At 63.0% G+C, this 25,323-nt stretch carries 23 protein-coding genes and 1 riboswitch; of the genes, 13 read left to right on the forward strand and 10 right to left on the reverse strand.

Annotated features, from left to right (window positions below):
* Positions 1-3: 3 nt before the first annotated feature.
* Together LVD12_RS07120 and aceK are read right to left on the reverse strand one after the other, a co-directional pair.
* Positions 4-498, reverse strand: a complete 495-nt coding sequence (locus LVD12_RS07120; RefSeq protein ID WP_237066918.1) for a hypothetical protein — start codon at positions 496-498, stop codon at positions 4-6.
* A gap of 43 nt (positions 499-541) precedes the next feature.
* Entirely contained in the window at positions 542-2,299 is a 1,758-nt protein-coding gene (aceK, locus tag LVD12_RS07125) for a bifunctional isocitrate dehydrogenase kinase/phosphatase (protein WP_237066920.1), read from the reverse strand.
* A gap of 93 nt (positions 2,300-2,392) precedes the next feature.
* On the opposite strand from aceK, the gene LVD12_RS07130 reads away from it, so the two are divergent.
* The gene (locus LVD12_RS07130) at positions 2,393-3,001 is read left to right on the forward strand and encodes a MarC family protein (RefSeq protein WP_237066923.1); all 609 of its coding nucleotides are present in this window, start codon (positions 2,393-2,395) and stop codon (positions 2,999-3,001) included.
* A gap of 26 nt (positions 3,002-3,027) precedes the next feature.
* On the opposite strand, the gene LVD12_RS07135 is transcribed toward LVD12_RS07130, so the two are convergent.
* The 4 genes from LVD12_RS07135 to LVD12_RS07150 form a co-directional block, all read right to left on the reverse strand.
* Complete coding sequence (locus LVD12_RS07135; RefSeq protein ID WP_237066925.1) at positions 3,028-4,950, reverse strand: PhoX family protein; 1,923 nt, start codon at positions 4,948-4,950, stop codon at positions 3,028-3,030.
* Positions 4,951-5,217: 267 nt separating this feature from the next.
* Positions 5,218-5,925 carry an outer membrane beta-barrel protein gene (locus tag LVD12_RS07140; protein ID WP_237066927.1) on the reverse strand — a complete coding sequence of 236 codons (708 nt, stop codon included), beginning with the start codon at positions 5,923-5,925 and terminating at the stop codon, positions 5,218-5,220.
* Between the two features lie 102 nt (positions 5,926-6,027).
* Entirely contained in the window at positions 6,028-6,684 is a 657-nt protein-coding gene (locus LVD12_RS07145) for a replication protein P (protein WP_237066929.1), read from the reverse strand.
* On the reverse strand, positions 6,599-7,912 hold the full coding sequence (locus LVD12_RS07150; RefSeq protein ID WP_237066931.1) for a DnaT-like ssDNA-binding domain-containing protein: 1,314 nt from the start codon (positions 7,910-7,912) through the stop codon (positions 6,599-6,601). The genes LVD12_RS07145 and LVD12_RS07150 overlap by 86 nt, the downstream gene beginning before the upstream one ends.
* A gap of 171 nt (positions 7,913-8,083) precedes the next feature.
* Here LVD12_RS07150 and LVD12_RS07155 point away from each other — a divergent pair, with 171 nt between their 5' ends.
* From LVD12_RS07155 to LVD12_RS07165, 3 genes are all read left to right on the forward strand, one after another.
* Positions 8,084-9,286 (forward strand): permease, encoded by a 1,203-nt coding sequence (locus tag LVD12_RS07155; RefSeq protein ID WP_237066932.1) that lies wholly within the window; start codon positions 8,084-8,086, stop codon positions 9,284-9,286.
* Positions 9,287-9,356: 70 nt separating this feature from the next.
* On the forward strand, positions 9,357-11,600 hold the full coding sequence (locus tag LVD12_RS07160) for a heavy metal translocating P-type ATPase (RefSeq protein WP_237066935.1): 2,244 nt from the start codon (positions 9,357-9,359) through the stop codon (positions 11,598-11,600).
* The gene (locus tag LVD12_RS07165; protein ID WP_237066937.1) at positions 11,600-11,974 is read left to right on the forward strand and encodes a cupredoxin domain-containing protein; all 375 of its coding nucleotides are present in this window, start codon (positions 11,600-11,602) and stop codon (positions 11,972-11,974) included. The genes LVD12_RS07160 and LVD12_RS07165 overlap by 1 nt, the downstream gene beginning before the upstream one ends.
* A gap of 4 nt (positions 11,975-11,978) precedes the next feature.
* Here LVD12_RS07165 and LVD12_RS07170 read toward each other — a convergent pair whose 3' ends face one another.
* Both LVD12_RS07170 and LVD12_RS07175 read right to left on the reverse strand, forming a co-directional pair.
* Positions 11,979-12,707, reverse strand: a complete 729-nt coding sequence (locus LVD12_RS07170) for a PepSY domain-containing protein (protein WP_237066939.1) — start codon at positions 12,705-12,707, stop codon at positions 11,979-11,981.
* A complete protein-coding gene (locus LVD12_RS07175) occupies positions 12,704-13,471 on the reverse strand; it encodes a hypothetical protein (RefSeq protein ID WP_237066941.1) in 768 nt (255 codons plus the stop codon). The genes LVD12_RS07170 and LVD12_RS07175 overlap by 4 nt, the downstream gene beginning before the upstream one ends.
* Positions 13,472-13,688: 217 nt before the next feature.
* Between LVD12_RS07175 and ppk2 the strand changes: the two genes are divergently transcribed.
* The 9 genes from ppk2 (at position 13,689) to LVD12_RS07220 (ending at position 22,778) form a co-directional block, all read left to right on the forward strand.
* Entirely contained in the window at positions 13,689-14,462 is a 774-nt protein-coding gene (ppk2, locus tag LVD12_RS07180; protein WP_237066943.1) for a polyphosphate kinase 2, read from the forward strand.
* Positions 14,463-14,592: 130 nt separating this feature from the next.
* On the forward strand, positions 14,593-15,051 hold the full coding sequence (locus tag LVD12_RS07185) for a hypothetical protein (RefSeq protein WP_237066945.1): 459 nt from the start codon (positions 14,593-14,595) through the stop codon (positions 15,049-15,051).
* Positions 15,052-15,177: 126 nt separating this feature from the next.
* A complete protein-coding gene (gene radA, locus LVD12_RS07190) occupies positions 15,178-16,572 on the forward strand; it encodes a DNA repair protein RadA (RefSeq protein ID WP_237066947.1) in 1,395 nt (464 codons plus the stop codon).
* A gap of 16 nt (positions 16,573-16,588) precedes the next feature.
* Positions 16,589-17,413, forward strand: coding sequence for an ABC transporter substrate-binding protein (locus LVD12_RS07195; protein ID WP_237066949.1), 825 nt, complete (start codon positions 16,589-16,591; stop codon positions 17,411-17,413).
* The gene (locus tag LVD12_RS07200; RefSeq protein WP_237066951.1) at positions 17,397-18,392 is read left to right on the forward strand and encodes a FecCD family ABC transporter permease; all 996 of its coding nucleotides are present in this window, start codon (positions 17,397-17,399) and stop codon (positions 18,390-18,392) included. The genes LVD12_RS07195 and LVD12_RS07200 overlap by 17 nt, the downstream gene beginning before the upstream one ends.
* Complete coding sequence (locus LVD12_RS07205) at positions 18,392-19,168, forward strand: ABC transporter ATP-binding protein (protein WP_237066953.1); 777 nt, start codon at positions 18,392-18,394, stop codon at positions 19,166-19,168. Before LVD12_RS07200 ends, LVD12_RS07205 begins: the two co-directional genes overlap by 1 nt.
* A gap of 80 nt (positions 19,169-19,248) precedes the next feature.
* Positions 19,249-19,412, forward strand: a riboswitch (cobalamin riboswitch).
* Between the two features lie 124 nt (positions 19,413-19,536).
* The gene (locus LVD12_RS07210; RefSeq protein ID WP_237066955.1) at positions 19,537-21,399 is read left to right on the forward strand and encodes a TonB-dependent receptor plug domain-containing protein; all 1,863 of its coding nucleotides are present in this window, start codon (positions 19,537-19,539) and stop codon (positions 21,397-21,399) included.
* Positions 21,400-21,479: 80 nt separating this feature from the next.
* Positions 21,480-22,118, forward strand: a complete 639-nt coding sequence (gene cobO / locus LVD12_RS07215; RefSeq protein ID WP_237066958.1) for a cob(I)yrinic acid a,c-diamide adenosyltransferase — start codon at positions 21,480-21,482, stop codon at positions 22,116-22,118.
* 42 nt (positions 22,119-22,160) lie between these two features.
* Entirely contained in the window at positions 22,161-22,778 is a 618-nt protein-coding gene (locus LVD12_RS07220; protein WP_237066960.1) for a class I SAM-dependent methyltransferase, read from the forward strand.
* Between the two features lie 23 nt (positions 22,779-22,801).
* Here the strand turns inward: LVD12_RS07220 and LVD12_RS07225 are convergent, their stop codons facing one another.
* The gene (locus tag LVD12_RS07225) at positions 22,802-23,839 is read right to left on the reverse strand and encodes an AraC family transcriptional regulator (RefSeq protein ID WP_237066962.1); all 1,038 of its coding nucleotides are present in this window, start codon (positions 23,837-23,839) and stop codon (positions 22,802-22,804) included.
* Positions 23,840-24,394: 555 nt separating this feature from the next.
* Positions 24,395-25,129, reverse strand: coding sequence for an OmpW/AlkL family protein (locus tag LVD12_RS07230; protein ID WP_237066964.1), 735 nt, complete (start codon positions 25,127-25,129; stop codon positions 24,395-24,397).
* Positions 25,130-25,323 lie beyond the last annotated feature (194 nt).

Consider the following 25,323-nt stretch of genomic DNA (forward strand, 5'->3'; position numbering starts at 1 on the left):
GCCCTAGCGACTGAACCCCACCAGCTTGCCGCGACTGAACGAGAAGCGGTAGCGCTCTCCCACCTTGAGCTGGCCGCGGCAGCTGGACTGGATGGTGAAGTGCGGATACTGCGGGGTCACTACCCAGGTGCTGAAATCGTTGCCCGGGCCGCGCTCGATCAGCCAGTAGTAGTCGCCCTTGTCACAGGAGTCGGTGGCACGGCAGTCCTGGTGGCCCCAGACGTAGGCATAGACATCAAACTGGGCCGGCAGCCTGCTGGACTCGGCGAAGGCCGGGTCAGCGTTGCGGTCGAAGGTGAATACCTCCTTGAAGCCTAGCTTGCGGAACCCCCGGGCCGGGGTGCCGCAAGTCACTGTCTGCGGCTTGACGTTGATACGGGCGTGGGCGGTGGACTTGCCGGCCGTGCGTACGCTGTCTTCACTGGGCAGGTAGCCGCAACCACTGGTGAAGGCCAACGCTACCAAGCCGACGATCGCTGCGAGACTGCTGAACCGCACTACCTTACTCCTTACCTCGGGTCCCTCTCACTCACTATAGCCCCTAACTGCCTCCTTTGGCCTTGCGGGCGGATTGGCGCTTGAAACGCCATGCGCGCCGGTAGGGGAAGGCGCTTTCGATATGGCCGGCGCGGATGCGCTCCTGCAGGCGCTGCCAGTAGCGGTAGTCGTACAGGTCGCTGTGCTCGTCCTCGAACGCCTTGCGGGCAGTGGGGTTGCCGGAGAAGAACAGGCGAAACTCTTCCGGGAAGACGTCTGCTTCATCTACCGTGTACCAGGGCTGGTCGGAGAGCTCCTGCTCGGCGGTGTGTGCCTCGGGAATCTTGCGGAAGTGACAGTCAGTGAGTGGGCACAGCTCATCGTAGTCGTAGAAAACCACGCGGCCGTGGCGGGTGACGCCGAAGTTCTTCAGCAGCATGTCGCCGGGGAAGATATTCGCCGCGGCCAGCTGCTTGATGGCATTGCCGTATTCCTCCATCGCCTCGCGGGTCTCCTCGTCGCTGGCATGCTGGAGGTAGAGGTTGAGCGGCTCCATGCGCCGCTCCACATACAGGTGCTTGATGATTACCCACTTGTCATCCATCTCCAGCTTGGAGGGTGCCACTTCCTGCAGTTCCTCCAGAAGTTCCGGGCTGAATCGATTGCGATAGAAAATAAAGTTGGAGTATTCCTGGGTATCCGCCATGCGACCGACCCGGTCTGAGCGTGATACGAACTTGTATTTTTCCCGCACGATGGCCTCGGTCACGGTCTTGGGGCGGTCGAACTTGTCCTTGATCACCTTGAAGACCACCGGGTACGAGGGCAGCGTGAATACGCTCATGACCATGCCCTTGATGCCGGGGGCGATGATGAACTTGTCGTTGCTCACCTTCATATGGGCGAGGATATGGCGGTAGAACTCGGTCTTGCCATGCTTGTGGAAGCCAATGGAGTTGTACAGCTCGGAGCGCTCCTTCAGTGGCATGATGGTGGAGAGGAAACGCACGAAGCGCGAGGGAATCGGTGCGTCCACCATGAAGTAAGAGCGGGTAAAGCTGAAGATGATACTGGCGGAATCATTGCTGTGGAGTACTGTGTCGACGAAGACCCCGCCGCGGCCGTTATTCAGGCATGGCAGTAGCAGCGGGATCACTTCGCCGCCGAACATCATCCGCCCGACCAGGTAGGCGGCCTTGTTGCGGTAGAACACCGACTCCAGCATATCCACCCGCAGCTGCTTCTCGTTCTGCAGGGCTGCCAGGGGGCCCTCGCGCAGGACTCTGCAGATATTCTCCACATCCCGCGGCAGGTCTTCCCACGGCACCGAGAAGCCGTAGTCATTGAGGATATCCTCGATCATGTACTCGAGGCCATCGCGACCGCTGTAACTGATGTAGATGCTGTAGTCCCGCAGCGGCTTCTCATCCGGGGCCCGCGAGGACTTCACGAAGATATTGCTGTCGTGAATGTGGGCGTGCCTGAACTGGTTGCAGAACACCGAGTTGAAAAAGGTCTCGGCAATTTCGTAGTTGTTGTGGTTGGCGATCAGCTGGGCGAAAGTGGCGCGGGCTTCGCGCCAGATCGCCAGCTCGGTGGTGTCTTTGCTGGTAACCGAGTGCACCAGTTTCAGGACCTGCATCACCTTGGTCTTGTAGATGTCGATACGCTCTTTGTTGGCGTGATGCACCGCCTGCCAGGAGGCGGTTTCAAAGCGCGCCTTGGCCCCCAGGGTGATGTTCTGGAAATCCGCAAAGTAGGCATCGAAGCCATTGAGGATGGTTTTGGCGATTCTACGGGCGGTCGGTGAGTGATTGGTCATGCACTAGACTTCTGGTTCAGATCCCCATTCACGATTCCCCGGCAACGGCAGTGGGAATCAAGCCGATAGTAGCACGGTGCGCCGGAGCCTCCCTTGAACGATTGGATCAGCAGCTTTGTCTTTTTCTTTGCTGTCATCGACCCGGTCGGCACACTGCCGGTGTTTATCGCTGTGACCTCGCGCCATGCAGATTGGCAGAAACGCAAGATCGCCTTGCTGGCAGTATTGGTGGCCGCCGCCATTCTTCTCTTTTTCCTCATGGCCGGGCAGTACCTGCTGGAGACAATCGGCGTGCCGCTGTCGGCTTTCCAGGTGGCGGGCGGCGTGGTGCTGTTCCTGTTTGCCCTGACCATGATCTTCGGTGAGGGCAAGCCGGAGCAGGAGGTGGGGATCGTCAAGGGCGGCCACGAAACGGCGATCTTTCCTCTCGCGGTGCCGTCCATCGCCTCGCCCGGTGCCATGCTGGCGGCGGTGGTTCTGACCGACAATTACCGCTTCGACCCCATTCACCAGTTCCGCACTGCCACTGCAATGTTCGCGGTGCTGGGCATCGTGCTGTTGCTGTTGCTCACGGCGCAGTGGATCTTCCGCTTTATCGGTGATGCTGGCGCCAGTATCGTCAGCCGGGTGATGGGGCTGATTCTTGCCTCGGTCGCTACCACCAATGTGCTGCTGGGGATCCAGCAGTTCTTCTCGATCTGAGCCACAAGGTCCCGACCCTGCCGGCACTAGCTGCCCACACGCTTGCCATCGGGCCGGTAGATCGCCAGCACGGACGGGCGTGGGGGTAACGCGGGATCATTGTCGGGCCAGCGGTGCATGGGCTTGTCGAAGGTGGAGCGGCCGCCATCCGCCGGGTGTTGTACGGCCACGAACAGGGTGGTGCCGTCCGGGGTGAATTCCGGTCCGCACACTTCCGCGCCCCGCGGGCAGCCGAAGAAGTGTCGTGGCGCCGCGCGCAGTTCCCCCTCGGTGGCCATGGCCCAGAGTCCGTCGTGGAAACCGAAGCTCTCACAGCCATCGGTGGCGATCCACATGTTGCCACCGAGATCGAAGGCCACATTGTCCGGGTTGGCAAACCAGCCGTGGGGGGAGATGGTGCCCGGCAGTTGCTGGCCGTAGGCACCGCGCTCACCGGGATCCTCGGCATTGGGGTTGCCGCCCAGCAGGAAGGTATTCCAGCGGAACTGGTCGCTGACATGATCACGTGCACCGTCGATTCCGGGCGGCACGATTTCGAGCACATGGCCGGTGGCATTCTTGGGCCGCGGGTTGGCGGCATTGGCCACGGCGCGGCGCTTGTTCTTGGTCAGCATCACATAGGTGCAGTCGTTGACCGGGTTGGTCTCCACATCCTCGGGCCGGTCCATGGGCGTGGCGCCGAGCAGGGCGGCGGCACGGCGGGCATCGATCAGTACGTCTGCCTGGTTGTGAAAGCCGTTTTCAGGTTTCAGCGGACCCTGACCGAAAACCAGCGGCAGCCACCGCCCGGAACCGTCCTCGTTGAACTGGCCGGCGAACAGGGTTCCCTCGACCAGCAGGGCGCGGTTGTGGCTGTCTTTGCCCGGCTCGTACCTGTCCCGGGAGACATAACGGTACACGAACTGGTGTTCATCATCGTCGCCGCCATAAGCCACCACGGGCTGCCCGGGTTTGCAGACCAGGGTAAAGCCCTCGTGCTCGAAGCGGCCCAGGCTGGTCAGTTTGCGCGGTTGTGATTGTGGATCGTAGGGATCGTACTCCACCATCCAGCCGAACCGGTTGGGTTCGTGCAGCTCCTGCCCGATATCGAACCGGGGGTCGTGGTCGCCCCAGTTGCGGTTGGCTGGCGAGATATCGAAGACGTGATGATTGAGCGCCTCCACCGGGTCGGCAATATTGTCCGGATCACCCTGGAAAGCGCCGCCGAACCCCTCTTCCGCAATCAGCACCGTGCCCCAGGGGGTCTTGCCGCCGGCACAGTTGCCGACGGTGCCGAGCACGGTCTTGCCGGTCGGGTCCGCGCTCGTCTGCAAGCGCCGGTCACCGGCGGCGGGGCCGACGATCCCCATGGCCGTGGAGAGGGTGATGCGACGGTTGTAGGGGCTGTCCAGTACCGGTTGCCAGCCGGTGCTGGTTTTTTCGATCTCGGTGATGGCATGGCCGCAGGCGGCCTGCTCGATCGCCACATGCTCGGCACTCACGCCGCGGGTGGCTTTGTACCCATCGTCGTAGCCGGGAAACATCAGGTGCGGTTGCGTGTATTCATGGTTTACGCACAGCAGGCCCCGCACACTGTTGTCACTCGCCAGGTGCCGCGCGTTTTCTCCGGGGCCGGCGTTATCGTCCAAAGGCATGAACGCGATGAAGTCATTGTTGTAACCGAAGCGCCGCGCCTGTGAGTGCGCATCCAGGTTCGCCGGGTCGAAAGGGCTGTCGCCGGCATGCAGCGGATCGCCCCACCGTAGCAGGATGTCGGCGCGATATCCGTCCGGCAGGTGGTGGTTGTCATCCAGCCTGTGGGGAATTTCCGCGAAGGTCAGCCCGGCCTGTTCCACGTCCTTACTGCGGCTGCATGCTGTCAACAGGCCGTTGCTGGCGCCTGCTGCGGTCAGGGCGCCAATTGCTTTGAAAAGAGTGCGGCGGGACGGGTCTGGCGGCAGATTTTTCATTTTATCTCCGGCTTCTGCTGTGCCGGTGACGGGGAGCTGCTGGCACAGAGTGGCAACCTGAGACTAGTTTAGCGGAGTCCTGAATCGTGCATCCTGGCCCCCGTGGAGATCAGGCAGTAATGGAAGGGGGCAGCCGGGAGCAATCCCGACCCGCTTCACAATGCTGCTTGGTAATGTGAAGCCGAGGCGGCCATGTCAGTCGGAGCTGGTGCTATTTCACTGCTGGAGCGCTACAGGCTCCCGGGTGCGACCGCTGCGGGAACCTGCTCAGAAATGCAGGCTCCAGCCCAGTGACACGCTCTCCAGGTCATAGGCGCCGCGCAGGGTATCGGAACCGATATCCTGGAAAGTCTCCCATTCCGCCCTCACGGTCCAGTTGTCCTCATTGCGGTAACTGATACCGGCGCCGTAGCTCCAGTGGAAGCCATTATCGGCCTCTGCGGCGCGGCCGCGGACCTCCACCGGCACTTCACGGATCTCCCCGTCTTCCTCGACTGCAGCCAGCAGCTCGCCGCGCTGCCGTCCGTTCAGTGTCCCAGTCCATAAACCTCCGCCGGCCTTGGCAAACAGGCTTGCACCACCGAACAGCGGTAGGTGGCCGACAACATAGGCGCTGGCGAGCCGGGTTTCGATTTCCTCCTCGAACTGCAGAAATTCACCTCGGTCGTTGGTGACAGTGAAGGAAATATTGCTGTCGTCCAGCTGCTGCACACTGGCCTCCACCGCCAGGTTGGGGGTCCAGCGCCAGCCGCCGTAGAGCTTGATGAGCTGATCGGCGCCTTCACAGCTGCGCTCGGTCACATCCTGGGTGTCGGAGGCGAAGCGATTGATGCGCGCATCCGTCGCCTCGCAGAAGCCCGCCTGGTCCGCATTGCCGAAGCTGAAGCCGGCGTACCGGTGGGAGTAGAAGTCGGCGCTGGCCAGGTTGGACAGCGCCAGTAGGGGTACCGCTAGCAGAAGAGAGGGCCGCGTCATGGCATTACCTGCTGGCTTGCAAATGGCTGTTGTTATCCGGGCGTTATCCGCCCCTTTCCCCCATACCTTACGATGGGACCGGAAAAAAAGATGAGACGTTGATTACAGATCCAGTTCGGCACGCAGGGCGGCGAGCTTTTTCGCGTTTTCCTCTTTGGAGAGCGGCTTGCCCGGGTTGTCTTCCAGTCGCAGCTGTTCCGGTGCTGGCAACTTCTCACCTTCGAGCACCCGGGCGCAAATCTTGCGGTACTGCTCGGCGAACACCGGATAGGCCACAGACTCCGGATTGTTGGCGAGGAAGAACCAGTTGGCCTCACGGCCGGCGTGATAGACCGCCGGGTGACTCCAGCGATAGTTGGTCTTGGGGCTGGGCGCGTTGCAGGCCTCGCGATAGGCAGCGCGCGCCTCCGGCAGGCCGTTCTCGCCCGCGGCGCAGAGCTGCAGCATCTTGTGCACGGTGGGCAGGTACTCACTCTGCAGAATGGCGCGCTTGGCCCCCTGCATGATCTCCTGCGGGCTGAACGCGGCCAGCGCCTCCAGCCACAGCCGTTTGGCGTGGTGCAGGGTCTCGGTATCCGGGAAGGCGGCGCTGAACTGGTTGTGGTAGTTCAGTTTGAACAGCGCAAATACCTCGTTGAGGACGCGCTTGCGTTCGTTCAGCTGCTCGCCGCTGTTACCAGCTTGTGTCCGTGAGGAGGTCGCTGATGGAGCGATCTCTTGTGCGCTGGTTGTCGGAGTTGGTGTGTTGCTGCTTGCCATGAGATTGTCCTATCGCCAGCTTGTTGCGCTCTGCCCACTGGTAGCGCGCATGACGCACGAAAACGGCGTCCCAGCTCTTGCGCGCGGCGTTCTGGCCGCGCCAGTAAATGATGAATTCGGGCACCAGGGACAGGGCGAAGTCCCGGTCTATTTCACACTGGTTGACCAGATGGCTCAAGCAGTCGCTACCGGGCTGCCAGTTGCGGGAGATGGGCTTGGCCACCGGGTTCTTCTCGATACCCTGGCAGTAGTAGGCCCACTCCTCGCGGGCATACTCGATGAACTGTTCACCCCAGCGGGCGCTGTGGCCGCCGCGTTCCAGCCACTTGTAGATGAACTCCGGCAGCAGCTCGGCGGCAAAACTGGGGTTGATGGCCAGACGCCGCAGCTGCTCCCAGGTGTGCTCACTGGGTTGCCAGTCGCGGGTCATGGCCGTCGGCTTGCGCTTCTCGATAAACGGGGTGTCCTGCTTCTCCCAGTCTTCCATGATCCAGTCATTGAATTCCAGGTCCCAGGAGATGGACTGCTTGCCACTGGAGCGATGGTAATCAAGGAAGCGCTGCAGACCCCGCTGCACGAAGGTGCTGGGCACGCCCTCATCCGCCAGCTTGCTCAGGGTATCTTCGCCGGGCCGCCAGCCCTGTGGCAGGGGCTGCTTGCGCTGGGCAGTGGCCCGGTAGGCCTCCCACTTGCTCTTGACCTGTTTCAGGAACAGGGCGCCGAAGGAATGGCGGGACTCACCGCGCTCCCGCCAGTAGGTGACGAACTCGGGCAACTGCTCGCGTACGAAGTGTTCCGGCACGCCCAGCTGGGCGATGCGGGCCAGGGTTTCCTGGTCCGGCTGCCAGTTGGGGGCAATGGTGTTGGCACTGCGATTGGGTCGGGCGGGAGCCGCAGGGTGCGCGGGCTCCGGTGCGCGGTGCTCGCCGGGCAGGGCAAACTTCAGCAGACCGCTGCTGCCGTAGGGGGCCGAACCCAGCAACAGGGCGCCCTGGTTGCGCAGGCTGGTGGCCACCCGCTGGATATCCGCCGGCTGCCAGAAGGGCAGCAGTTGCTGCAGCTGCTCCGCCTCCACGCTGTACCAGTCGCGGCCGGGATGGGACTCCGACGCCAGGAACGGCAGCAGTTCGCTCAGTGCGGTCAGCAGCACCGCCTCCTCCAGGCCGAGGGTGGCGGCCAGAGTGGGCGACAGGCAGAGCGGGCGTTCCGGGAGCAGGGGGTGTTTCATGGCGCGATTCTAACACCCCGTCCGGTCGTTTGCGCGGGGAGCAGGCCGGTTGTTAGGGTACTGTGACTGACCCTTGGTTCAGGGTGTTGCTATGCTCTGGAGTGGTCGCCGGCGACAGGGGCAGGGGGCAGGGGGAAGAGGAAAAGCGGGCGCAGCACAGGGCACGGGACGATGGAGACGTTTCTCGATAACTGGCACCAGGCTGCCATTACCACATTGGGCCTCTTCTGGATGGCCTTCTGGGCCTTCGGGCTCGGCTACCTGATCAGCAGCATGATCCAGGTGTTTGTCACCCGCGAGCGCATGCGCCAGAGCATGGGCAAGGCCGGGCCCAAAAGTGTCGGGCTCGCCTCTTTCTTTGGCTTCATCTCCAGCTCCTGTTCCTTCGCCGCCCTCGCCACCACCCGCGCCCTGTTTGCCAAAGGGGCGGGCCTGGTGCCGGCGCTGGCCTTCCTCCTCGCCTCCACCAACCTGGTGATCGAACTGGGGATTGTCATCGCCGTCTTCCTCAGCTGGCAGTTCGTCGTAGGGGAATATCTCGGCGGTGTGCTGCTGATCCTGCTGATGTGGCTGCTGGTGCGCCTGACGGCGCCGAAGAAGCTGGTCGAGAAAGCTCGAAAGCGCGCGCGAAAGGCCGAGGGGGGAAGCGATGACGACAGCGAGCCGCCTGACTGGCGCGAGCTGATCCGCAGCCGGGAAGGCTGGCGCCGGGTGGCGAACAAGTATGTGATGGAATGGCACATGGTGTGGAAGGATGTCACCGTGGGTTTCACCGTCGCCGGCATCATTGCCGTGTTCGTGCCCAGGTCGTTTTTCCAGAGCCTGTTTGTCGGTGCCGGCGACCCAGACCCCGCCTTCTGGGAGGTGCTATTACAGAGTCTGGTCGGCCCGATAGCGGCCTTCTTCACCTTTATCGGCTCCATGGGCAATATCCCGCTGGCAGCGGTGCTATTCGACAACGGTGTGGCCTTTGCCGGCATCATGGCGTTTATCTTCAGCGACCTGGTGGTGTTGCCGGTGCTGCGCATCCAGGCCCAGTATTACGGCTGGAAGATGGCCCTGTATATTCTCGCAGTCTTCCTAGTCATCCTGGTTTGTTCGGCGTTGCTGCTGCACTATGGTTTTGCTTTTTTCGATCTGCTGCCCAGTCATGACAGCGTGAAAAAAATGACCGAGCGGGAGTTCTTCAAGGTCGACTACACCCTGTTTCTGAACCTGCTGTTCCTTGCGGTTGGAGTCCTATTTCTCGTCTGGCGCTGGCGGGACAAAGGCTTACCGGGCCTGAAGACCGACAGCCTCTCCGAGCGGGTTCTGCTGGCACTCGCCACGCTGGCAATCGCCTGGCTGTTTATCGGAGCCTTGTTACCAGTCTGACCTGATCCATTTGCACTGTCCCCTCCTGCTGGCGTTATCCTTCCGTCCCAAACAGGGAATAGGAGTATCCATGTCTGAGCTGAAGCAGACTTTTCGCCTAGAAGGCGCCTCCTGCGCCGGTTGTGTGCGCAAGATCGAGGGAGCGCTGGCGGAGGTGCCTGGCGTGGAGGATGCCCGGGTCAATCTCGCCGACAAGACCCTGCTGGTTCAGGGGGACGCCACGGCGGAAGCCTGTATCGCCGCGGTGAAAAACGCCGGCTACGGGGCCGAACCGGTGCGGGTCAGCGAGCGCGAGCGCCGCGAGCAGCAGCGAGCCGAGGAGCAGCGTCACTACCGGGACCTGCTGAAGCGCTGTGCCATCGCCCTGGGCCTGGGCATCCCGCTGATGGCCTGGGGGCTGCTGGGTGGCGAGATGATGGTCAACACGCCGCCACAGCAGCGCGCCTGGGGTGTGGTGGGCCTGCTTACGCTGGGGGTGCTGGTCTATTGCGGCGGGCACTTCTTTACCGGCGCCTGGCGGGCCTTCCTGCACCACAACGCCAATATGGACACCCTGGTGGCTCTGGGTACCGGTACGGCATGGGCTTTCTCCATGCTGGTGGTCGCTGCGCCGCAGCTGCTGCCGGAGGCGGCGCGGCATGTTTACTTCGAGGCCAGTGCCATGATCATCGGCCTCATTAACCTGGGACAGGCACTGGAGCTGCGCGCCCGGGGGCGCACCAGCGCGGCGGTGGAGAAACTGCTCGAGTTACAGGACCCCACTGCGCGTGTGGTCCGTGATGGCAGGGAGGAAGATCTGCCGCTGGAACAGGTAGCCGTGGGCGATCGGATCCGCGTGCGTCCGGGGGAGAAAATCCCGGTGGATGGCACGGTCGACGAAGGCAGCAGCCTGGTGGATGAGTCCATGCTCACCGGCGAGCCAGTACCGGTAAAAAAATCCACCGGGGACTTTCTCTCCGCCGGTACGCTGAACAAGAACGGCACCCTGCTGTTCCGCGCGGAGAAGGTCGGTGCGGAGACCCGGCTGGCGCAGATCATCGAAATGGTCAAAAACGCCCAGAGTTCCCGCGTTCCCATCGCCCGCCTTGCCGACACCATTTCCTCCATCTTTGTGCCCACCGTCATGATCATCGCCGTGCTGGCGGCGCTGGCCTGGTTCAACTTCGGTCCCGATCCGCGCGCCGCCCACACGCTGGTGGTGCTCACTTCGGTCCTGATCATCGCCTGCCCCTGTGCGCTGGGCCTGGCCACGCCCATGTCGGTGATGGTGGGTGTCGGCAAGGGGGCCGAATACGGTGTGCTGATCCGCAACGGCAAGGCGCTGCAGCAGGCCAGTCACCTCGACACGCTGGTGGTGGACAAAACCGGCACGCTGACCGAGGGTGCGCCACAGCTGACCGAAATCGAGACCGATGCCGGTTTCGATGGCAGTGAGGACGACCTGCTGCGGCTGCTGGCCAGCCTGGAACAGGGCTCCGAACACCCGCTGGCGGAAGCCGTGCTCTCTGCCGCACGGGAGAGAGAGCTGACGTTGCTGGAAACCCGGGATTTCGAAGCGATCACGGCTCACGGTGTGCAGGGTGATGTCGACGGCAGGCGCGTGCTGCTGGGCAACCGCAAGCTGATGGAGCGCGAAGACATCGACATTGGTGACTGGCAGAAGAAAGTACAGGAACTCGGCGAAAAGGGCAGCACTGCAATGTACGCGTCGGTAGATGGCAAGATGGCGGGCGTGATTGCGGTGGCAGATCCATTGCGCATGGATGCAACTTCGGCCATCAAGCGCCTGCAGAAGCTGGGCCTGCGCATTCACATGCTGACTGGTGACAATCAGGGCACAGCCAATGCAGTGGCGAAACAGCTCGGTATCGACAGCGTGCATGCCGAACTGCAGCCGGAGGACAAGGAGCGGATCGTCGGTGAGCTGCAGGACCAGGGGGATCATGTAGGCATGGCTGGCGACGGCATCAATGATGCTCCGGCGCTGGCACGGGCCGAGGTAGGTTTTGCCATCGGCGCGGGCACGGATGTGGCCATCGAAACTGCCGATGTCACCCTGATGCGCTCATCCCTGCACGGTGTTGCCGATGCCATTGAGCTGTCCCGTGGCACGCTGCGCAATATCAAGCAGAACCTGTTCGGGGCATTTATCTATAACGTGCTGGGTATCCCCATTGCTGCCGGTGTGCTCTATCCATTTACCGGTGCCTTGCTGAGCCCGGTCATTGCCGGGGCGGCCATGGCCTTTTCCTCGGTGACTGTGGTGAGCAACGCGAACCGGTTGCGCTGGTTCAAGCCGGAGGAGACTGCCTGATGCTGACACTGATTGTGAATGTGGCCGGACTGTTACTGATCGCAGCCATCGTCTGGTGGTTCTGGATCGCTGGCAGGAGCGGAAAGACCGGCGCTGATAGAACTGTGCCTGCAGCAGGGAGGGAAATCCTGGTAAAAGATGGCGTTTATGAACCGGACCGCATCTTCCTGCCGGCCGGCAGCCCCGCCACTTTGAAATTTCGCCGCGAGGATCCCAGTCCCTGTGCGGAATATGTATTGTTCCCGGACCTGGAAGTCAGTGCGCAACTGGCGGTACATGAAGTCACCGAAGTGCGCCTGCCTGCGGCAGAGCCGGGCAAGTATCCCTTCACCTGCCAGATGCAGATGTACCGGGGGACGCTGGAGGTGGAATAAGGTTTCAGGCTGCCGGGCCGGTGGCCCGCTGGCTTCGCCTGCGCAATCGCAGCCGGGAAATCATGCGTCCCACTAGCAATGCCCCGGAGCCTGCCAGCCACAGGCTCGCGAATCCGACCAGGATGATCAGGGGATTGTTGAAATTGTCCCGCCCGCGGTAGTCCATGGTGTGCAGCATCCAGAAGAAATCGAACAACCGCCAGCTATCGGTGCGCCGCTCCAGCACCTGCCCGTCCGCAGCGGAGACATACAGGGTGGTGCCGTCAGGGTCGTTCACATCGACGCGCCAGAGCGGACCTTCGTGTTTGCGGGTTTCCAGCGTGGGCGCCTCCAGCCATACCGGGCTTGCCAGCAACTGCTTGTCGCCGGCGTAGTCACTGGCGGCGACCTGTGCCGCGACATCAGCATCGACCTCGAGCGGGAGGCCAGTGCGGGCATCCCGCAGTTCGGTGTAGTTCGCCGTTTCGATCCGGTAGAGCGGGCGTCCCAGCCGGTGGGTCAGCTCAATGCCGAGTACCGTGTCCGCAGGGTAGCGGGCAGCTATGGCCTCGTGGCCGAGCAGGGCCCTGGGTGCCATCAGACTGATGTCCTGTGGTTCTGCCATCAGGTGCCGCCCAGACACCAGTTTGGGATCCAGCAGGCTGAAGACCAGGCCGCTGATCAGCCACACCAGCAACTGCAGACCGAGCAGAAGGCCGAGCCATTTGTGTATCCGGGCAATCACGCGAATCATGCTGTTGCTCTCCGGCGTGCATTTGCAGCGCGCGTCTTGTTCCCGCTCCTCCTGACCCTGCCCTTTTTGCGGTTTCGCAGCAGGCGGAAACTGAAGGGCAGTAATGCCACACCAGCCAGTGCCCCCATGAGGCTTGCGACGATCAGGATACGCAGCAGCGGGTTGGTGACATCTGCGCGCTCCTCGTAGTCCATGATGTGCAGCATCCAGAAGAAGTCGAAGGCGCGCCAGAGGTCGTGGCGGCGGGTGACCAGTGCCGCGGTACCCGGGTCGATATACAGAGTGGTACCAAAGCGGTCATCGAAGTCCACCCGCCAGACGGGCAGAATACGCGCCGGAATTTCTGTCGGCGGATCTGAGCTGATCAACTGCACTCGGGCCACCTTGCCCTCGCCGGCATAGTAATGGCGTGCCAGATCGGCTGCGCCCCTGGCATCGACGGTATCGATCAAGGCGCCGCTATAGGCATCGCGACGATATTCGCCATGGCTGTCCCGCACCAGGAAGTAGGGTCGTCCCTGAAGTACTTTCAACTGCACCGACTTGACGGCCTGTCCGGCCTCGACAATCTGCGCAGTGGGGTAGAGGGGCTGTGAAAAATCGGGCAGGGGTTCGCGCAAGTTCTTCACCAGGTGATCACCATGGATGAAGTCCAAGTTCATCACCACCATGTAAAAGCCACTGGCAGTCCACAGCAGGGCCTGCAGGCCGATAACGAGGAAAATCCATTTGTGCAGTTTTCGGAGGTGGCGGGCCAGCTTCATTGTTGTTCTCCGCGGATGTCTGGCGCAGCGCGAGTGGCGCCTAATTGCACGATCATACCTTCCGGGCGTGCTGATAGGAAAACCTCCCCGAGGTGCCATCGGCTGGCTGAAGAGCCCCTGTGACGGAAGTGAGCCGGCTATATTGATGCGAGTGGCGGCACCGGGCAGGTCAGCAGGGGTTGTCGCGGGCGAAAGCAATCGACGGGAGTAGGGCACTATGGCAAAACGCAAAGGTGGGAGTGGTGACTACAAGGAGGAATTGCGTCACCTGCAGATCGAACTGGTCAAACTGCAGCGACATCTGATTGCCTGCGACCTGCAGATCCTGATCCTGTTCGAGGGGCGCGATGCTGCGGGGAAGGATGGCACCATCAAGCGTATTGTCGAACACCTCAGCCCGCGGGAGACTCGGGTGGTGGCGTTGGGCAAGCCGTCGGACCGCGATCGCAACAGCTGGTATTTCCAGCGCTATGTGCCGCACCTGCCATCCAGGCAGGAGATGGTGCTGTTCAACCGCAGCTGGTACAACCGTGCTGGCGTGGAGCGGGTGATGGGCTTCTGTAGCGACCACGAGTACCGCAATTTCATGGCATCGGTGGTGCCGTTCGAGCGCATGCTGGTCAGTTCAGGCATCCAGATCATCAAGTACTACCTGGATATCGACCGCGCCGAGCAGAAAAAGCGGATCGAAGCGCGTCATACCGATCCCCTCAAGCAATGGAAAATCAGCCCGGTCGACGAGACGGCCGTGTCCCACTGGGATGAGTACAGCATTGCTCGCAACGAGATGTTTGCTAAAAGCCACAGCGAACAGGCGCCCTGGTATGTGGTCAGTGCAAACGACAAGAAGCGCGCACGCCTGAATGTCATTCGGCACCTGCTCTCCACTGTTGAGTGCCCTGAGCATGATTGTCGTGAAGACCAGCCCGATTCCGACATCGTCTTTCCCTACGACGGCCGACACCTGCTCAGCGGCCGCATCGCCCCCTGACGGGGTTGAAATCCTCCTTACCGACGTCAGTTCTATATCAGGGCCTGTAAAGCTGTCGCAATCGATGGCGCAGTGGCCGCGATCAGGCCGGGCCCGCAGATGCCGACAGAAAAGACCAAAGGAGGTTTTTATGCAGGCGCAGACCCTGAACGATGTCATCCAGCAGACCGGTGTCCTGCACCAGACCCTGGCGCGGCACCTGCGCAGCGGTGCACGGGATGACGGTGATTCCCGGGATGGCCTGCTGCGTGAGTACCTGGCGCAGAGCGAGCGCAACCTGTCCGCGCTGGTGGATGAACACGGGCGCGATGCGCCGGAGCGTGCCCTGAATACCTGGTGTTACGAGTATCTGCGCGCCCATCCCATCGAGCGCCTGGCTGACGGCCGGGCGCTCGAGCGGCTGACGCGCGACGAGGCGCTGCTGCAGGATGTGATGACTGTGCACCAGGAGTTGATTGCGCTATACCGCCGCCTGCAGGCACGCGCCGAAACCGCGCCCACCCGGGCACTGATAAACGATATCCGCGAGCTCGAGGAGAACGAGGCCCGGCGCATGGCGCAGGGTGCCAACCGGCTGTTCGAGCTGTAACCCAAGCCGATCCGGCTCCCTTGTCGCCCGCGGCCGGGGAGGCGGTGTCCCTCCGGCAAGGGGCTGGTAGACTGTGCGCCTGTCCGATCCCAGTCCCGCCCCTGAGCCCAGCCGGAGGAGTGCCCCGTGGCCGCAAAACGCAAAACCGCCTATGTCTGCAACGAGTGTGGGGCCGACTACAGCAAGTGGGCCGGCCAGTGCAGCGCCTGCGGTACCTGGAACAGCCTCAGCGAAGTGCGCCTCGGCCCGGAACACAAGGACAGCCGCTCGGCCAATTTCACCGATGCCCAGAGTGGCTATGCCGGTGCCGCCGGGGCGGGTAGGGTACAGAAACTGTCCGAGATCGACCTGTCCGAACTCCCGCGCATCCCCACCAATGCCGGCGAGCTGGACCGGGTGCTGGGCGGTGGCCTGGTGCCGGGCTCAGTGGTGCTGATCGGCGGTCACCCGGGCGCCGGCAAGTCGACGGTGCTGTTGCAGACCCTGTGCCACCTGTCCCAGAACATGCCGGCGCTGTACATCACCGGCGAGGAGTCGCTGCAACAGGTGGCCATGCGCGCAAAGCGCCTCGGTTTGCCCGCCGACCAGCTGCAGATGCTGTCCGAGACCGACGTAGAGCGCATCTGCCATATCGCGAAAGAAGTGCAGCCGCGGGTAATGGTGGTGGACTCCATCCAGGTCATGCACATGAGCGAGGTGCAGTCGGCGCCGGGCTCCGTGGCCCAGGTGCGCGAGAGCGCTGCCTACCTGACCCGCTATGCCAAGCAGACCGGCACGGCGTTGATTCTGGTTGGCCACGTGACCAAGGATGGCAGCCTCGCCGGCCCCAAGGTGCTCGAGCACATCATCGACTGTTCCATCTTGCTGGAGGGCACCCACGATTCCCGTTTCCGCACCCTGCGCGCGCACAAGAACCGCTTTGGCGCGGTCAACGAGCTGGGGGTGTTCGCCATGACCGAGCAGGGCCTGAAGGAAGTCTCCAACCCCTCGGCGATTTTCCTGCAGCGCGCGGAAGAGGTGGCAGCCGGCTCCGTGGTGACTTCCGTGTGGGAGGGCACCCGCCCACTGCTGGTGGAACTGCAGGCGTTGGTGGATGACAGCAGCCTGGGCAACCCGCGCCGGGTGGCAGTGGGCCTGGACCAGAACCGCCTCAATATGCTGCTGGCAGTGCTGCACCGCCACGGCGGCGTGCTGGTGGGGGACCAGGATGTGTTCATCAACGTGGTGGGCGGGGTCAAGGTAATGGAGACCAGTGCCGACCTGACGCTGCTGCTGGCGGTGGTGTCCAGTTTCCGCAACCGGCCGCTGCCCCGCGACCTGATGGTATTCGGTGAGGTGGGACTGGCCGGGGAAATCCGCCCGGTGCCCTCAGGCCAGGAACGCCTGCGCGAGGCTGCCAAGCACGGTTTCCGCAAAGCCATCGTGCCCGCCGCCAACCGCCTGAAGAACGATATCGACGGCATGGAGATGGTGCCGGTCAAGACGCTGGCCGAGGCGCTGGCGGCCATCGATGTCGCCTGAGGGCGCCTCCAAAACAATGGCAGCGCGCCTGTGGCCGTGCCTCGTCGCGCTGCTGTTCAGCACTTCCACGGCGGCGGCAGAGCGCATCGCCTCCCTGAACCTGTGTGTGGACCAGTTGCTGCTGGACTGGGTGGACCACGAACGTATCGTCTCGGTCACCTGGCTTTCCGCCAATGAACACTACCGCCGCGCGGCCCTGCCGGAACATGTCACTCTCAATCGCGGTCATGCCGAGGAGTTACTGGGCCTGGAGCCGGACCTGGTGCTGGTGGGCCAGTACGGTGGCGGTCGCGCTGCGGCGCGCCTGCGGCAACTGGGCGTACCTGTGGTCACCATTCCCGATGCCCACAACCTGGCGCAACTGCAGCAGCAGCTGCAGGCGCTGGCGGCCGAACTGGACGACAATGCGGAGCTGCTGCGCCAGGCCGGTCGGCTCGGACAGATACTGCAGCAACCGCGACCGGCGGAGCTGCTGTCGGCAATGATCCTGTCGGCCAACAACCTGACCTACGGCAGCGGCATGCTGGAGCACGAGCTGCTGGAGCGGGCGGGTTTTCGCAATCTGGCAGCCGACCCCGATGGTGGTGAAGGAGGGCAACTGCAGCGGGTGATGCTGGAACAGGTGATCGCGGCCGAACCGGAGCTGCTGGTGCTGTATGGCGGCGAGCAGACGTTTGCCCTGGCGCATCTGGCTGCGCGCCATCCGGTGATCCGCCGCTATGTCGATAGCGGCCGCGTTTTCACGCTGCCGGCGGAGCTGGGATTCTGCCCCGCCCTGGTGGCCGCCGACGTGTTGGAAAAACTCAGACAGAAGCGAGAGAGCCTTGTTGAACAGCAATAGGATTGCGCTCGGCCTGCTGGGAGTGGCCCTGCCACTGGCACTGCTGGCGGCACTGGTGAGCGGCCCCGTGAGTATCGATCTGGCCGCCGCACTGCGTGACAGCTGGCGCGGGGAGAGCAGTGAGGCGGTGATCCTGTGGCAGCTGCGCCTGCCGCGGGCATTGCTGGCCATTCTGGTGGGCGCTGCCCTGGGCATGGGTGGTGCTGCCATGCAGGGACTGTTGCGCAATCCGCTGGCTGAGCCGGCACTACTGGGGGTGAGCAGCGGCGCGGCCCTGGCGGCCATCCTGTTGCTCTATTACGGCCTCGCCTGGCAGTCCGGCTGGTGGTTGCCGCTGCTGGCCATCGGCGGTGCTTTTGTGGCAGTCCTGAGTGTATGGGCGCTGGCCGGGCGCGGCGCCAGCGCCAGCCGCCTGGTGCTGGCAGGCGTGGCCATCAATGCCTTCCTGTCGGCGCTGATGGCACTGGCCCTCAACTATGCCCCCAGCATGTTCGCCATGCAGGAGATCGTGTTCTGGCTGCTGGGCTCGCTGGCCAACCGGGGCTGGGACCAGTTGCTGCTGGCGCTGCCGTTTATCATCGCGGGCGGTTTGCTGCTGTTTGCCAGCCGCAACTACCTGCGCGCACTGACGCTCGGCGAGGCCTCGGCGGCGTCGCTGGGATTTGGTGGCCGGCGCCACCCGTTGTTACTGCTGCTGGGGATCGCTGCCGCCGTGGGTGCTGCGGTAGCCGTGGCCGGCACCATCGGCTTTATCGGTCTGGTGGTGCCGCATCTGATGCGGCCGCTGGTGGGCCAGGATCCGGCGCGGCTGCTGTGGGCCAGTGCACTGTGCGGCGCACTGCTGCTGTTGCTGGCCGATATTTTCGTGCTCAACTTTGTCGGCGCACAGGAGCTGCGCATCGGCGCCGTGACGGCATTTATCGGAGCGCCTTTCTTCTTCTGGCTGATCGTCAGTGCCCGACGTGGAGGTGCACTGTAATGATGGAGCCGGAACGCTCTGCCAATGTCGCCTGCCGCGAGCTCTGCCTGGAGCGTCAGGGTCAGCGAGTCCTCGACAATCTCAGCTGTGCCTTTCACCCGGGCGAACTGACCGCGGTGATCGGGCCCAATGGGGCGGGCAAAAGCAGTCTGCTTCAGTTGCTTGCCGGCGTGCTGAATGCCTCCGCCGGTGAGGTGTCCATCAATGAGCAACCACTCGCGGACTTTTCACCGGCCGCGCGCGCGCGCCTCTGCGCCTACCTGCCGCAGTCTGAAGTGCCCGCCTGGAGTGTCAGCGCTGCCGACCTGGTGGCGCTTGGCCTTTTGCCCTGGGGACGGCTGAAGGATCGCGAGGAGCGAGTGCGCAGGGCGCTGGGGAAAGTTGGCGGGGCGGACTTCGCTCAACGGGCCGTTACCCGGCTCTCCGGCGGCGAACTGCGCCGGGTGCAGCTGGCGCGCCTGCTGGTGGGCGAGGCGCCACTGCTGATTGCCGACGAGCCCACCGCGGCGCTGGATATCCGCCACCAGCTGCAGTTGCTGCAAACCCTGCGCGGCATCGCCGATAGCGGCAAGACGGTGATTCTCGCCCTCCACGACCTGTCCCTCGCGGCGCGATTCTGCGATCGCGTCATCCTGCTGGATGAAGGGCGGCTGCGCGCCCAGGGCACGCCCCGGGATGTCTTCACTCCCGCAATGATCGGCGATGTCTACGGCGTAAGCTGTGAGTTCCGCTGGCGGGATGGGGAACCGGAGTTTGTCGTCTTCGACCTGATTTGATTGCGGTGCCAACCACGCCTGCAAACGAAAAATGCCGGAAAAGTTTTTCGCTGGCGAGTCACCGCAGGACAAGTGTTGATATACTCCCCTCCGCTTTGGGTGCCCAGCAGTGCAATTGCGCTTGGCTGGGTTAAACGGGAAGTCCGGTGACGTCATTCGACCAGTCCGGCGCTGCCCCCGCAACGGTGAGCCAGTTCACTGAACTGAACGCAAGCCCGATACCGGCCCTCAGCAGTTCGAGGATAAAGCGGAGGGCTTTGTCTGGTCAGTGCGCCTGTTTGCCGTTGGGTTTTGCGGCTGCCTTCCCGCGTGCCGATTGCACTCACCCTCCCTCAATCCGTTGATTTTTCGAGATTGGGGAACCTACTGTGAATCATTCATTTCTCCCGGCGGTCATTTCCACGACACTGGTCGCCGCACTTGTGCTACTGGCTGCCGATGCGTCTCCCGAGTCGCTGGAGCAGCTGTCCGTTACCGCCAGCCGCACGGAAATTCCCGCAGCTGAACTCGGCGTATCCGTGAGCGTGCTAACCGCCGGCGACATCGAGAGGCTCGGCTATGCCAGCCTGCTGGATGTGATGCGCACCCTGCCCGGAATTGCTGTCAGCAACAACGGCGGTGCCGGCAAGGTCAGTGCCATTTACCTGCGCGGCGAAAGCCAGTTTCGCACCCTGGTGCTGCTCGACGGGGTCAATATTGCCGATCCGGCCAACACGCAGGTGGCAGCGCAGTTCCAGCACCTGCAGGCGCGGGATATCGAGCGGATTGAGGTGCTGCGTGGCCCGCAGGGCATGATGTACGGCGCCGGAGCCGGTGGTGTGATCAACATCATCACCCGCCGCCCGCAGGCTCCACTGGAAATGGAAGCGGCCATCGAAGCCGGCCGCTACAACCATCGCCGGGGCAGCATACACATTGCCGGCCGGGCAGAGCAGCTGCAATACAGCCTCAATCTGGCGCAGCGGCACAGCGACGGATTCAATAGCCGCGAAGATGACTCCAGCGGTGAGCGTGACGGTTACCGCAACCAGTCCCTCAGTGCCAGGCTGGCTTACGCTGCCAGCGATGCCATTGACCTCGAGGCACAGCTGCGCCATCAGAATGCGGAGACCGGTTTCGACAACTGTTACAGCGGCTTCACGCCCTCCAACGACTGTCGCGATCTCTTTACTCAGAACAGCGTGCGGCTGGCGACCACCCTGCGTGGCGACGGGCTGGAACAGGAACTGGCCGCGTCGCGGCAGGAGATCGAACGGGACAGTCTCAGCGACGGTGTGAGCAGCTTCGCTGTCGGGGGCCAGATCGAGGAGCTCAATTACCTCGGCCAGAGGAACCTGTCCGCCGGTGCTCTGTCCTGGGGTGCCGAGCTGGAGCAGCAGGGCTATCGCAGCAGTGGCCGTGCACTGGCCCTGGACAGTCTCGGGGTATTCGCCGAATGGCGCGGTGAATTGCACCGCGCACTCTTCTATACCCTGGGCGCGCGGCGGGACCAGCTGGAAAATGACGACCACACGACCTGGCGGACATCGCTGGCCTATCCAATTTCCCTGCCCGTTGGCGAGTTAAAGCTGCGCAGCAGTGCCGGCACCGGCTTTCGCGCCCCGAGCCCGTTCGAGGTGGCCTACAACCTGGGCGAGTCGGCGATGCCACTGGGGCCGGAGCGGAGCCACGGCATCGAGGTGGCCGCGGAATACCGCCGGGCCCCGCAGGTGCGCGCCGAGCTGGTTTTCTTCCGGCAGCGCATCACCGACGCGATTGTTTACGATTACAGTCTCGGCAGCAGCGGTTGGGGCGCCTACGGGCAGGACGATGGTGAGAGCGAATCCCGGGGTATTGAGCTGACGCTCGCAGGCGCCCTGGACGAACGGCTCGACTGGAATTTCGCCGGTACCTGGCTCGATGCCACCGACTCCCGCGGCGCGCAGCGGCTACTGGTGCCCGGGCGGGCGCTCAATCTTGGGCTTGCCTATCGGCTGGCCGGAGGGCGCCTGCAGCTCGGCGGCAACTGGCAGCGGGTGGCCGATCGCCTGAGCCCGCCTTCGGTCTGGGGGGCGCCCGATGTGCGCCTGGACGATTACAGCAAGCTGGATCTCAATTTACGCTATCGCTGGTCTGAAGCCCTGCTGCTGACCCTGCGCGGCGAGAATGTCCTGGACGCCGACTACCGGGAGGTGGCCGGATACCAGACTGCCGGTGCGGGACTGTACGCTGGGCTTGAAGTGCGGTTGTGAGCACAGGCCGGTCGCGGTTTTCGCCGCGGCGGGCGTTATCTTTGAGGCCGTGAAAAAATGCAGAAAAACGGAGAGGTGTGATGAGCGAGCCCGGTGATAACGATTCGGCACAGGACAAACAGGCGCGCCACAAGGCCCGCATGGAACAGCGCAAAAAGATTGTCGACGAGGGGGTGGCCCGCGCGTTGACCGAGCGCGGCGTGGTACTGCTCTATACCGGTGATGGTAAAGGCAAGACCACGGCTGCCGTGGGTACTGTGACCCGTGCCCTCGGTTACGGCTATTCCGCGTTTGTGGCCCAGTTCATCAAGGGCGCCTGGGATTGTGGTGAGAAGAACCTGCTGCAGGGGCTGCCTGCCGATCGGTACCGCCTGGAGTGGCAGCAGATGGGCACCGACTTCACCTGGGAGACACAGGATTTCGAGGCGGACAAAGCTGCGGCGGAAGCCCTGTGGGTAAAGGCGCGGGCCGCCCTCGCTGACCCGGACACCTACCTGGTGGTACTGGATGAACTGACCTATGCGCTCAATTACCGCTGGCTGGACAGGGACGAGGTAGTAGCGGCCATCGAGGAGCGGCCCGAGGCGCAGACGGTCATCATCACCGGCCGCGGCGCGAAACAGTATCTGCGTGACCTGGCGGATACGGTGACAGAAATGCGGCCGCTGAAGCACGCCTTTGAAGCGGGTATCGCGGCGCGACGTGGAATTGAGTGGTAGTTTCGCAAGACGAGCCGACGATCTTTCGCAGGAGGACGAACAATGGGGTTTTACAGCGAGCACTGCCTGCCCCGGCTGCTGGACTTCGCCTGCGGCATGGGGCCCATTGAGGCGCAACGCCGGCTCGTGGTGCCGGCAGCCCGGGGGCGGGTGCTGGAAGTCGGTATGGGGTCGGGGCTCAACCTGCCGTTTTACGATCCGGACCGGGTGGAATTGGTCTGGGGGCTGGAACCCTCGGCGGGCATGCGCGCCCGTGCGGCAAAACGGGTGGCTGGGGCCGGGGTTCCGGTACGCTGGCTGGACCTGCCCAGCGAGCAGATTCCCCTGGAAAATGACAGTGTCGACACGGTGCTGCTCACTTACACCCTGTGCACTATCGCGGACTGGCAGCGGGCACTCGACGAAATGCGGCGGGTGCTCAAGCCCGGGGGGTTGTTGCTGTTCTCGGAACACGGTGCCGCCCCCGATGCCGGGGTGCGGCGCTGGCAGGATCGGCTCAATCCGTTTTGGCGGCGCGCCTTTGGTGGCTGCAACCTGAACCGGCCGGTACCGCGTCTGCTGGAGAGTGGGGGCTTTCATCTGCGGGAGATGGAGAGTGGCTACCTGCTGTCGCCGCGATTCGCCGGTTTCAATTACTGGGGCGCGGCCAGCATCCGCTAGCGCGCCCGTTGTGAGCCGGCAGGTCAGTCTTCGAGGCAGGCGTCTCGATTCTTCACCGCGTAGGCGAGCTCGCGGCGTTTCTGCAGAGGTGTGCACTCATACCAGCGGCGGCACGCGCGATTGAAGGAGCTCTGCTCGCGATAGCCCAACAGTCCGGCTACCTGGGTCATCGGCATATCGGTTTCCGCCAGGTAGCCATCGGCCAGTTCGCGGCGGATGGCGTCCAGCATTTCCTCGAACACGATCTCCTGCTCCGCCAGCCTGCGCTGCAGGGTGCGCTTGTTCAGCCCCAGGAATCCGGCAATCTCCAGCAGGCTGCAGCGCTGCGCGGGCAGCAGCTCGTAGATCAGGTGCCTGACCTGCTCAAGAATGGGCAGGGAGCCATCCAGAGTGACGCTGTCGATAAACTGTTTCTTGGGCAGTTGCAGCTCCGGGCTGGACGAATCCAGCGGGCTGGCCAACTGCTCAGGGGCCAGCACCAGGGCGTCGCAGGAGCTGCCGAACCGAACCTCGGTCTGGAAGTGCTCCAGGTAGCGGCCATGGGGCAGCGGGCTGGCCGCACGCATCAGCAGTGCCGTGGGGCGGAACTCGGGGCCGCAGACCATTTTCAGGGACTTGTACGCAACCCCGAGGGCCAGCTCCAGTGCCTGGCGTGTCTTTTTCAGGCTCGGGTCAAACGAGAAAGCGACCCGTGCGCCCTGGGTTTCGGTGCAGGGCAGCAGCTGCAGGTTCAGCCCGGGTGAGTACTGGTGCAGGTATTCGGTCAGGCTCTCCAGGGCGCTGCCCACGGTCTCAGCCTCCAGGGCAATGGTTGCCATGGGGCCGAGGATCTCCGGCCCCTGACGCAGGGACAACAGCAGGCCAAACTCGGAACAATCGAGGGCTTTGGCGGCGTGCTCCAGTGCAGCGGCTTGCGCGGACAGCGGCACGAAGCCCTCCAGGGTGCGGACCTTATCCGGGTCAATCCGGCTGCGACGCAGCAGGGCATCCGGGTCACCGCCCAGTTCTGTCACCAGTTCGGGGTAGCCGCTCAGTGAGGAAGTTCTTATTAGTAGGGTCATGGCTCTTCGCTGTTTCCGTTTCTTTGAGTACGCTCGACAAAGCTTCAGCGACTAGCGCTTTGCTTCAGGGAGTGAAACAGACCCGGAATCAGGCCGGTGGCGCCGACAAAAACGGCGTGCACAAAAGGAGTCATAAACCAACCTCCAGGAAACAAGTCAGTAACGCTTGGTCTAGATCTGAACGAAAGAGGCTTATGCGATCTGGTCATAAGCCACAGGGATCGGCAATCCTAGTGACTTTCCCGGTTCTTGTTTTGGCAATGTGCGACACCGGCTGCAGTCAATGCAGCGGAAGCAATGACTGCCGCGGGAATTTTTCCTTAGTTGGGGTTTTTTATTGGAATTAAGTGGCTCTGAAGGGGCGGTTGGGCTCTTGCCTGTCAGGAATGGCAGGCTCGGGTGGAACAGCGTTTTAATGCTGTTTGTGTGCAGTTATTTGCAACTGATATTGCTTTTTCAGTTCTCTAAAAGCCATGGAGGCTGGTTTTGACCTCCATGGCTGCAATCATCGCTCTGTAATCGCTCTGTAATCGCTCTGTAATCGCTCTGTAAAGGTCAGAAGCGGTAGCCGATGCCGACCGTGTAGACCCAGGGATCGACATCCACATCGGCCTTGATACGACTCGACCCGGATGTGGTGGGAAAGCGGATCGAGGCGTCGGTGTCCAGGTCCAGATACCAGAGGGCGGCGTTGAAGAGCCATGGGCTGCCCCGGCCGAGTTCGATATCGACACCGAGTTCACCTGCCAGGCCCCAGGAGGAGTCCAGTTCGAGGCTGGCGCCGCGTGTGGCCCCGAGTACATTCTCGAAGTAGTCGTTGGCGGTACCGGAGATGTCTTCGTCCATGAAGGTGGTGTAATTGACCCCGATACCCACGTAGGGCTGCACCCAGGATTCGACACAGACCGGATACCACTGGATGGTGAGGGTGGGAGGCAGGTGCTCGAGATTCCCCAGGGGCACTTTGCCCAGTGCCGGACCTCCCGCCGGGTTGGGCAGTCCGGCCACATCCAGGTCGTGTTCGAATGGCAGCGCCGCCAGCAGGCCGATTCCCCAGTGATCCGCAAACAGCCAGGTTCCGGTAAAAGTGGCGCTCTGTCCGCTGTCGACGTACACACGGGTGTCTTCCAGCGCAGTTCCGTCCAGGCGAATCCAGCTGGAATCGTCATTGGGGTTCACCTCCCCGTAACCGATGCGCACGATGAAGTCACCACCGCGGTGCTCCGCGGTCGCTGTGGCAGCAGTCAGGAAAGCGGTGATCAGGAGAATACCGGACAGGGCTGGCTTCATGGCGTTCGCTCCGTGAAAAGGGGGACTCCTGTAACCAGTCTAGACCGCGGTTGCAGCTGGCAGGAGGAGGCTGGCGTCTGCACAGTTCGGTTCACCGCGGTAGCAGACGGGCGGGGAGGCTGGAGCGGGGACGATGGGAAAAAAGACACGCAGAATATGCCATAATCCGCCAACTCTGCAGTCAACCAGCGGTG

It is taken from the genome of Microbulbifer guangxiensis, from assembly GCF_021729075.1.
GTDB lineage: Bacteria > Pseudomonadota > Gammaproteobacteria > Pseudomonadales > Cellvibrionaceae > Microbulbifer > Microbulbifer guangxiensis.

What these genes read in the sequence shown, in the direction of transcription:
- LVD12_RS07145 (WP_237066929.1), bottom strand. Translation starts at nt 6,684, where the DNA reads ATGGCAAGCAGCAACACACCAACTCCGACAACCAGCGCACAAGAGATC.
- LVD12_RS07205 (WP_237066953.1), top strand. Translation starts at nt 18,392, where the DNA reads ATGATGGAGCCGGAACGCTCTGCCAATGTCGCCTGCCGCGAGCTCTGC.
- LVD12_RS07160 (WP_237066935.1), top strand. Translation starts at nt 9,357, where the DNA reads ATGTCTGAGCTGAAGCAGACTTTTCGCCTAGAAGGCGCCTCCTGCGCC.
- LVD12_RS07220 (WP_237066960.1), top strand. Translation starts at nt 22,161, where the DNA reads ATGGGGTTTTACAGCGAGCACTGCCTGCCCCGGCTGCTGGACTTCGCC.
- cobO (WP_237066958.1), top strand. Translation starts at nt 21,480, where the DNA reads ATGAGCGAGCCCGGTGATAACGATTCGGCACAGGACAAACAGGCGCGC.
- LVD12_RS07185 (WP_237066945.1), top strand. Translation starts at nt 14,593, where the DNA reads ATGCAGGCGCAGACCCTGAACGATGTCATCCAGCAGACCGGTGTCCTG.
- LVD12_RS07225 (WP_237066962.1), bottom strand. Translation starts at nt 23,839, where the DNA reads ATGACCCTACTAATAAGAACTTCCTCACTGAGCGGCTACCCCGAACTG.
- LVD12_RS07195 (WP_237066949.1), top strand. Translation starts at nt 16,589, where the DNA reads ATGGCAGCGCGCCTGTGGCCGTGCCTCGTCGCGCTGCTGTTCAGCACT.
- LVD12_RS07155 (WP_237066932.1), top strand. Translation starts at nt 8,084, where the DNA reads ATGGAGACGTTTCTCGATAACTGGCACCAGGCTGCCATTACCACATTG.
- LVD12_RS07135 (WP_237066925.1), bottom strand. Translation starts at nt 4,950, where the DNA reads ATGAAAAATCTGCCGCCAGACCCGTCCCGCCGCACTCTTTTCAAAGCA.
- LVD12_RS07170 (WP_237066939.1), bottom strand. Translation starts at nt 12,707, where the DNA reads ATGATTCGCGTGATTGCCCGGATACACAAATGGCTCGGCCTTCTGCTC.
- LVD12_RS07140 (WP_237066927.1), bottom strand. Translation starts at nt 5,925, where the DNA reads ATGACGCGGCCCTCTCTTCTGCTAGCGGTACCCCTACTGGCGCTGTCC.
- LVD12_RS07230 (WP_237066964.1), bottom strand. Translation starts at nt 25,129, where the DNA reads ATGAAGCCAGCCCTGTCCGGTATTCTCCTGATCACCGCTTTCCTGACT.
- LVD12_RS07165 (WP_237066937.1), top strand. Translation starts at nt 11,600, where the DNA reads ATGCTGACACTGATTGTGAATGTGGCCGGACTGTTACTGATCGCAGCC.
- LVD12_RS07175 (WP_237066941.1), bottom strand. Translation starts at nt 13,471, where the DNA reads ATGAAGCTGGCCCGCCACCTCCGAAAACTGCACAAATGGATTTTCCTC.
- LVD12_RS07150 (WP_237066931.1), bottom strand. Translation starts at nt 7,912, where the DNA reads ATGAAACACCCCCTGCTCCCGGAACGCCCGCTCTGCCTGTCGCCCACT.
- ppk2 (WP_237066943.1), top strand. Translation starts at nt 13,689, where the DNA reads ATGGCAAAACGCAAAGGTGGGAGTGGTGACTACAAGGAGGAATTGCGT.
- aceK (WP_237066920.1), bottom strand. Translation starts at nt 2,299, where the DNA reads ATGACCAATCACTCACCGACCGCCCGTAGAATCGCCAAAACCATCCTC.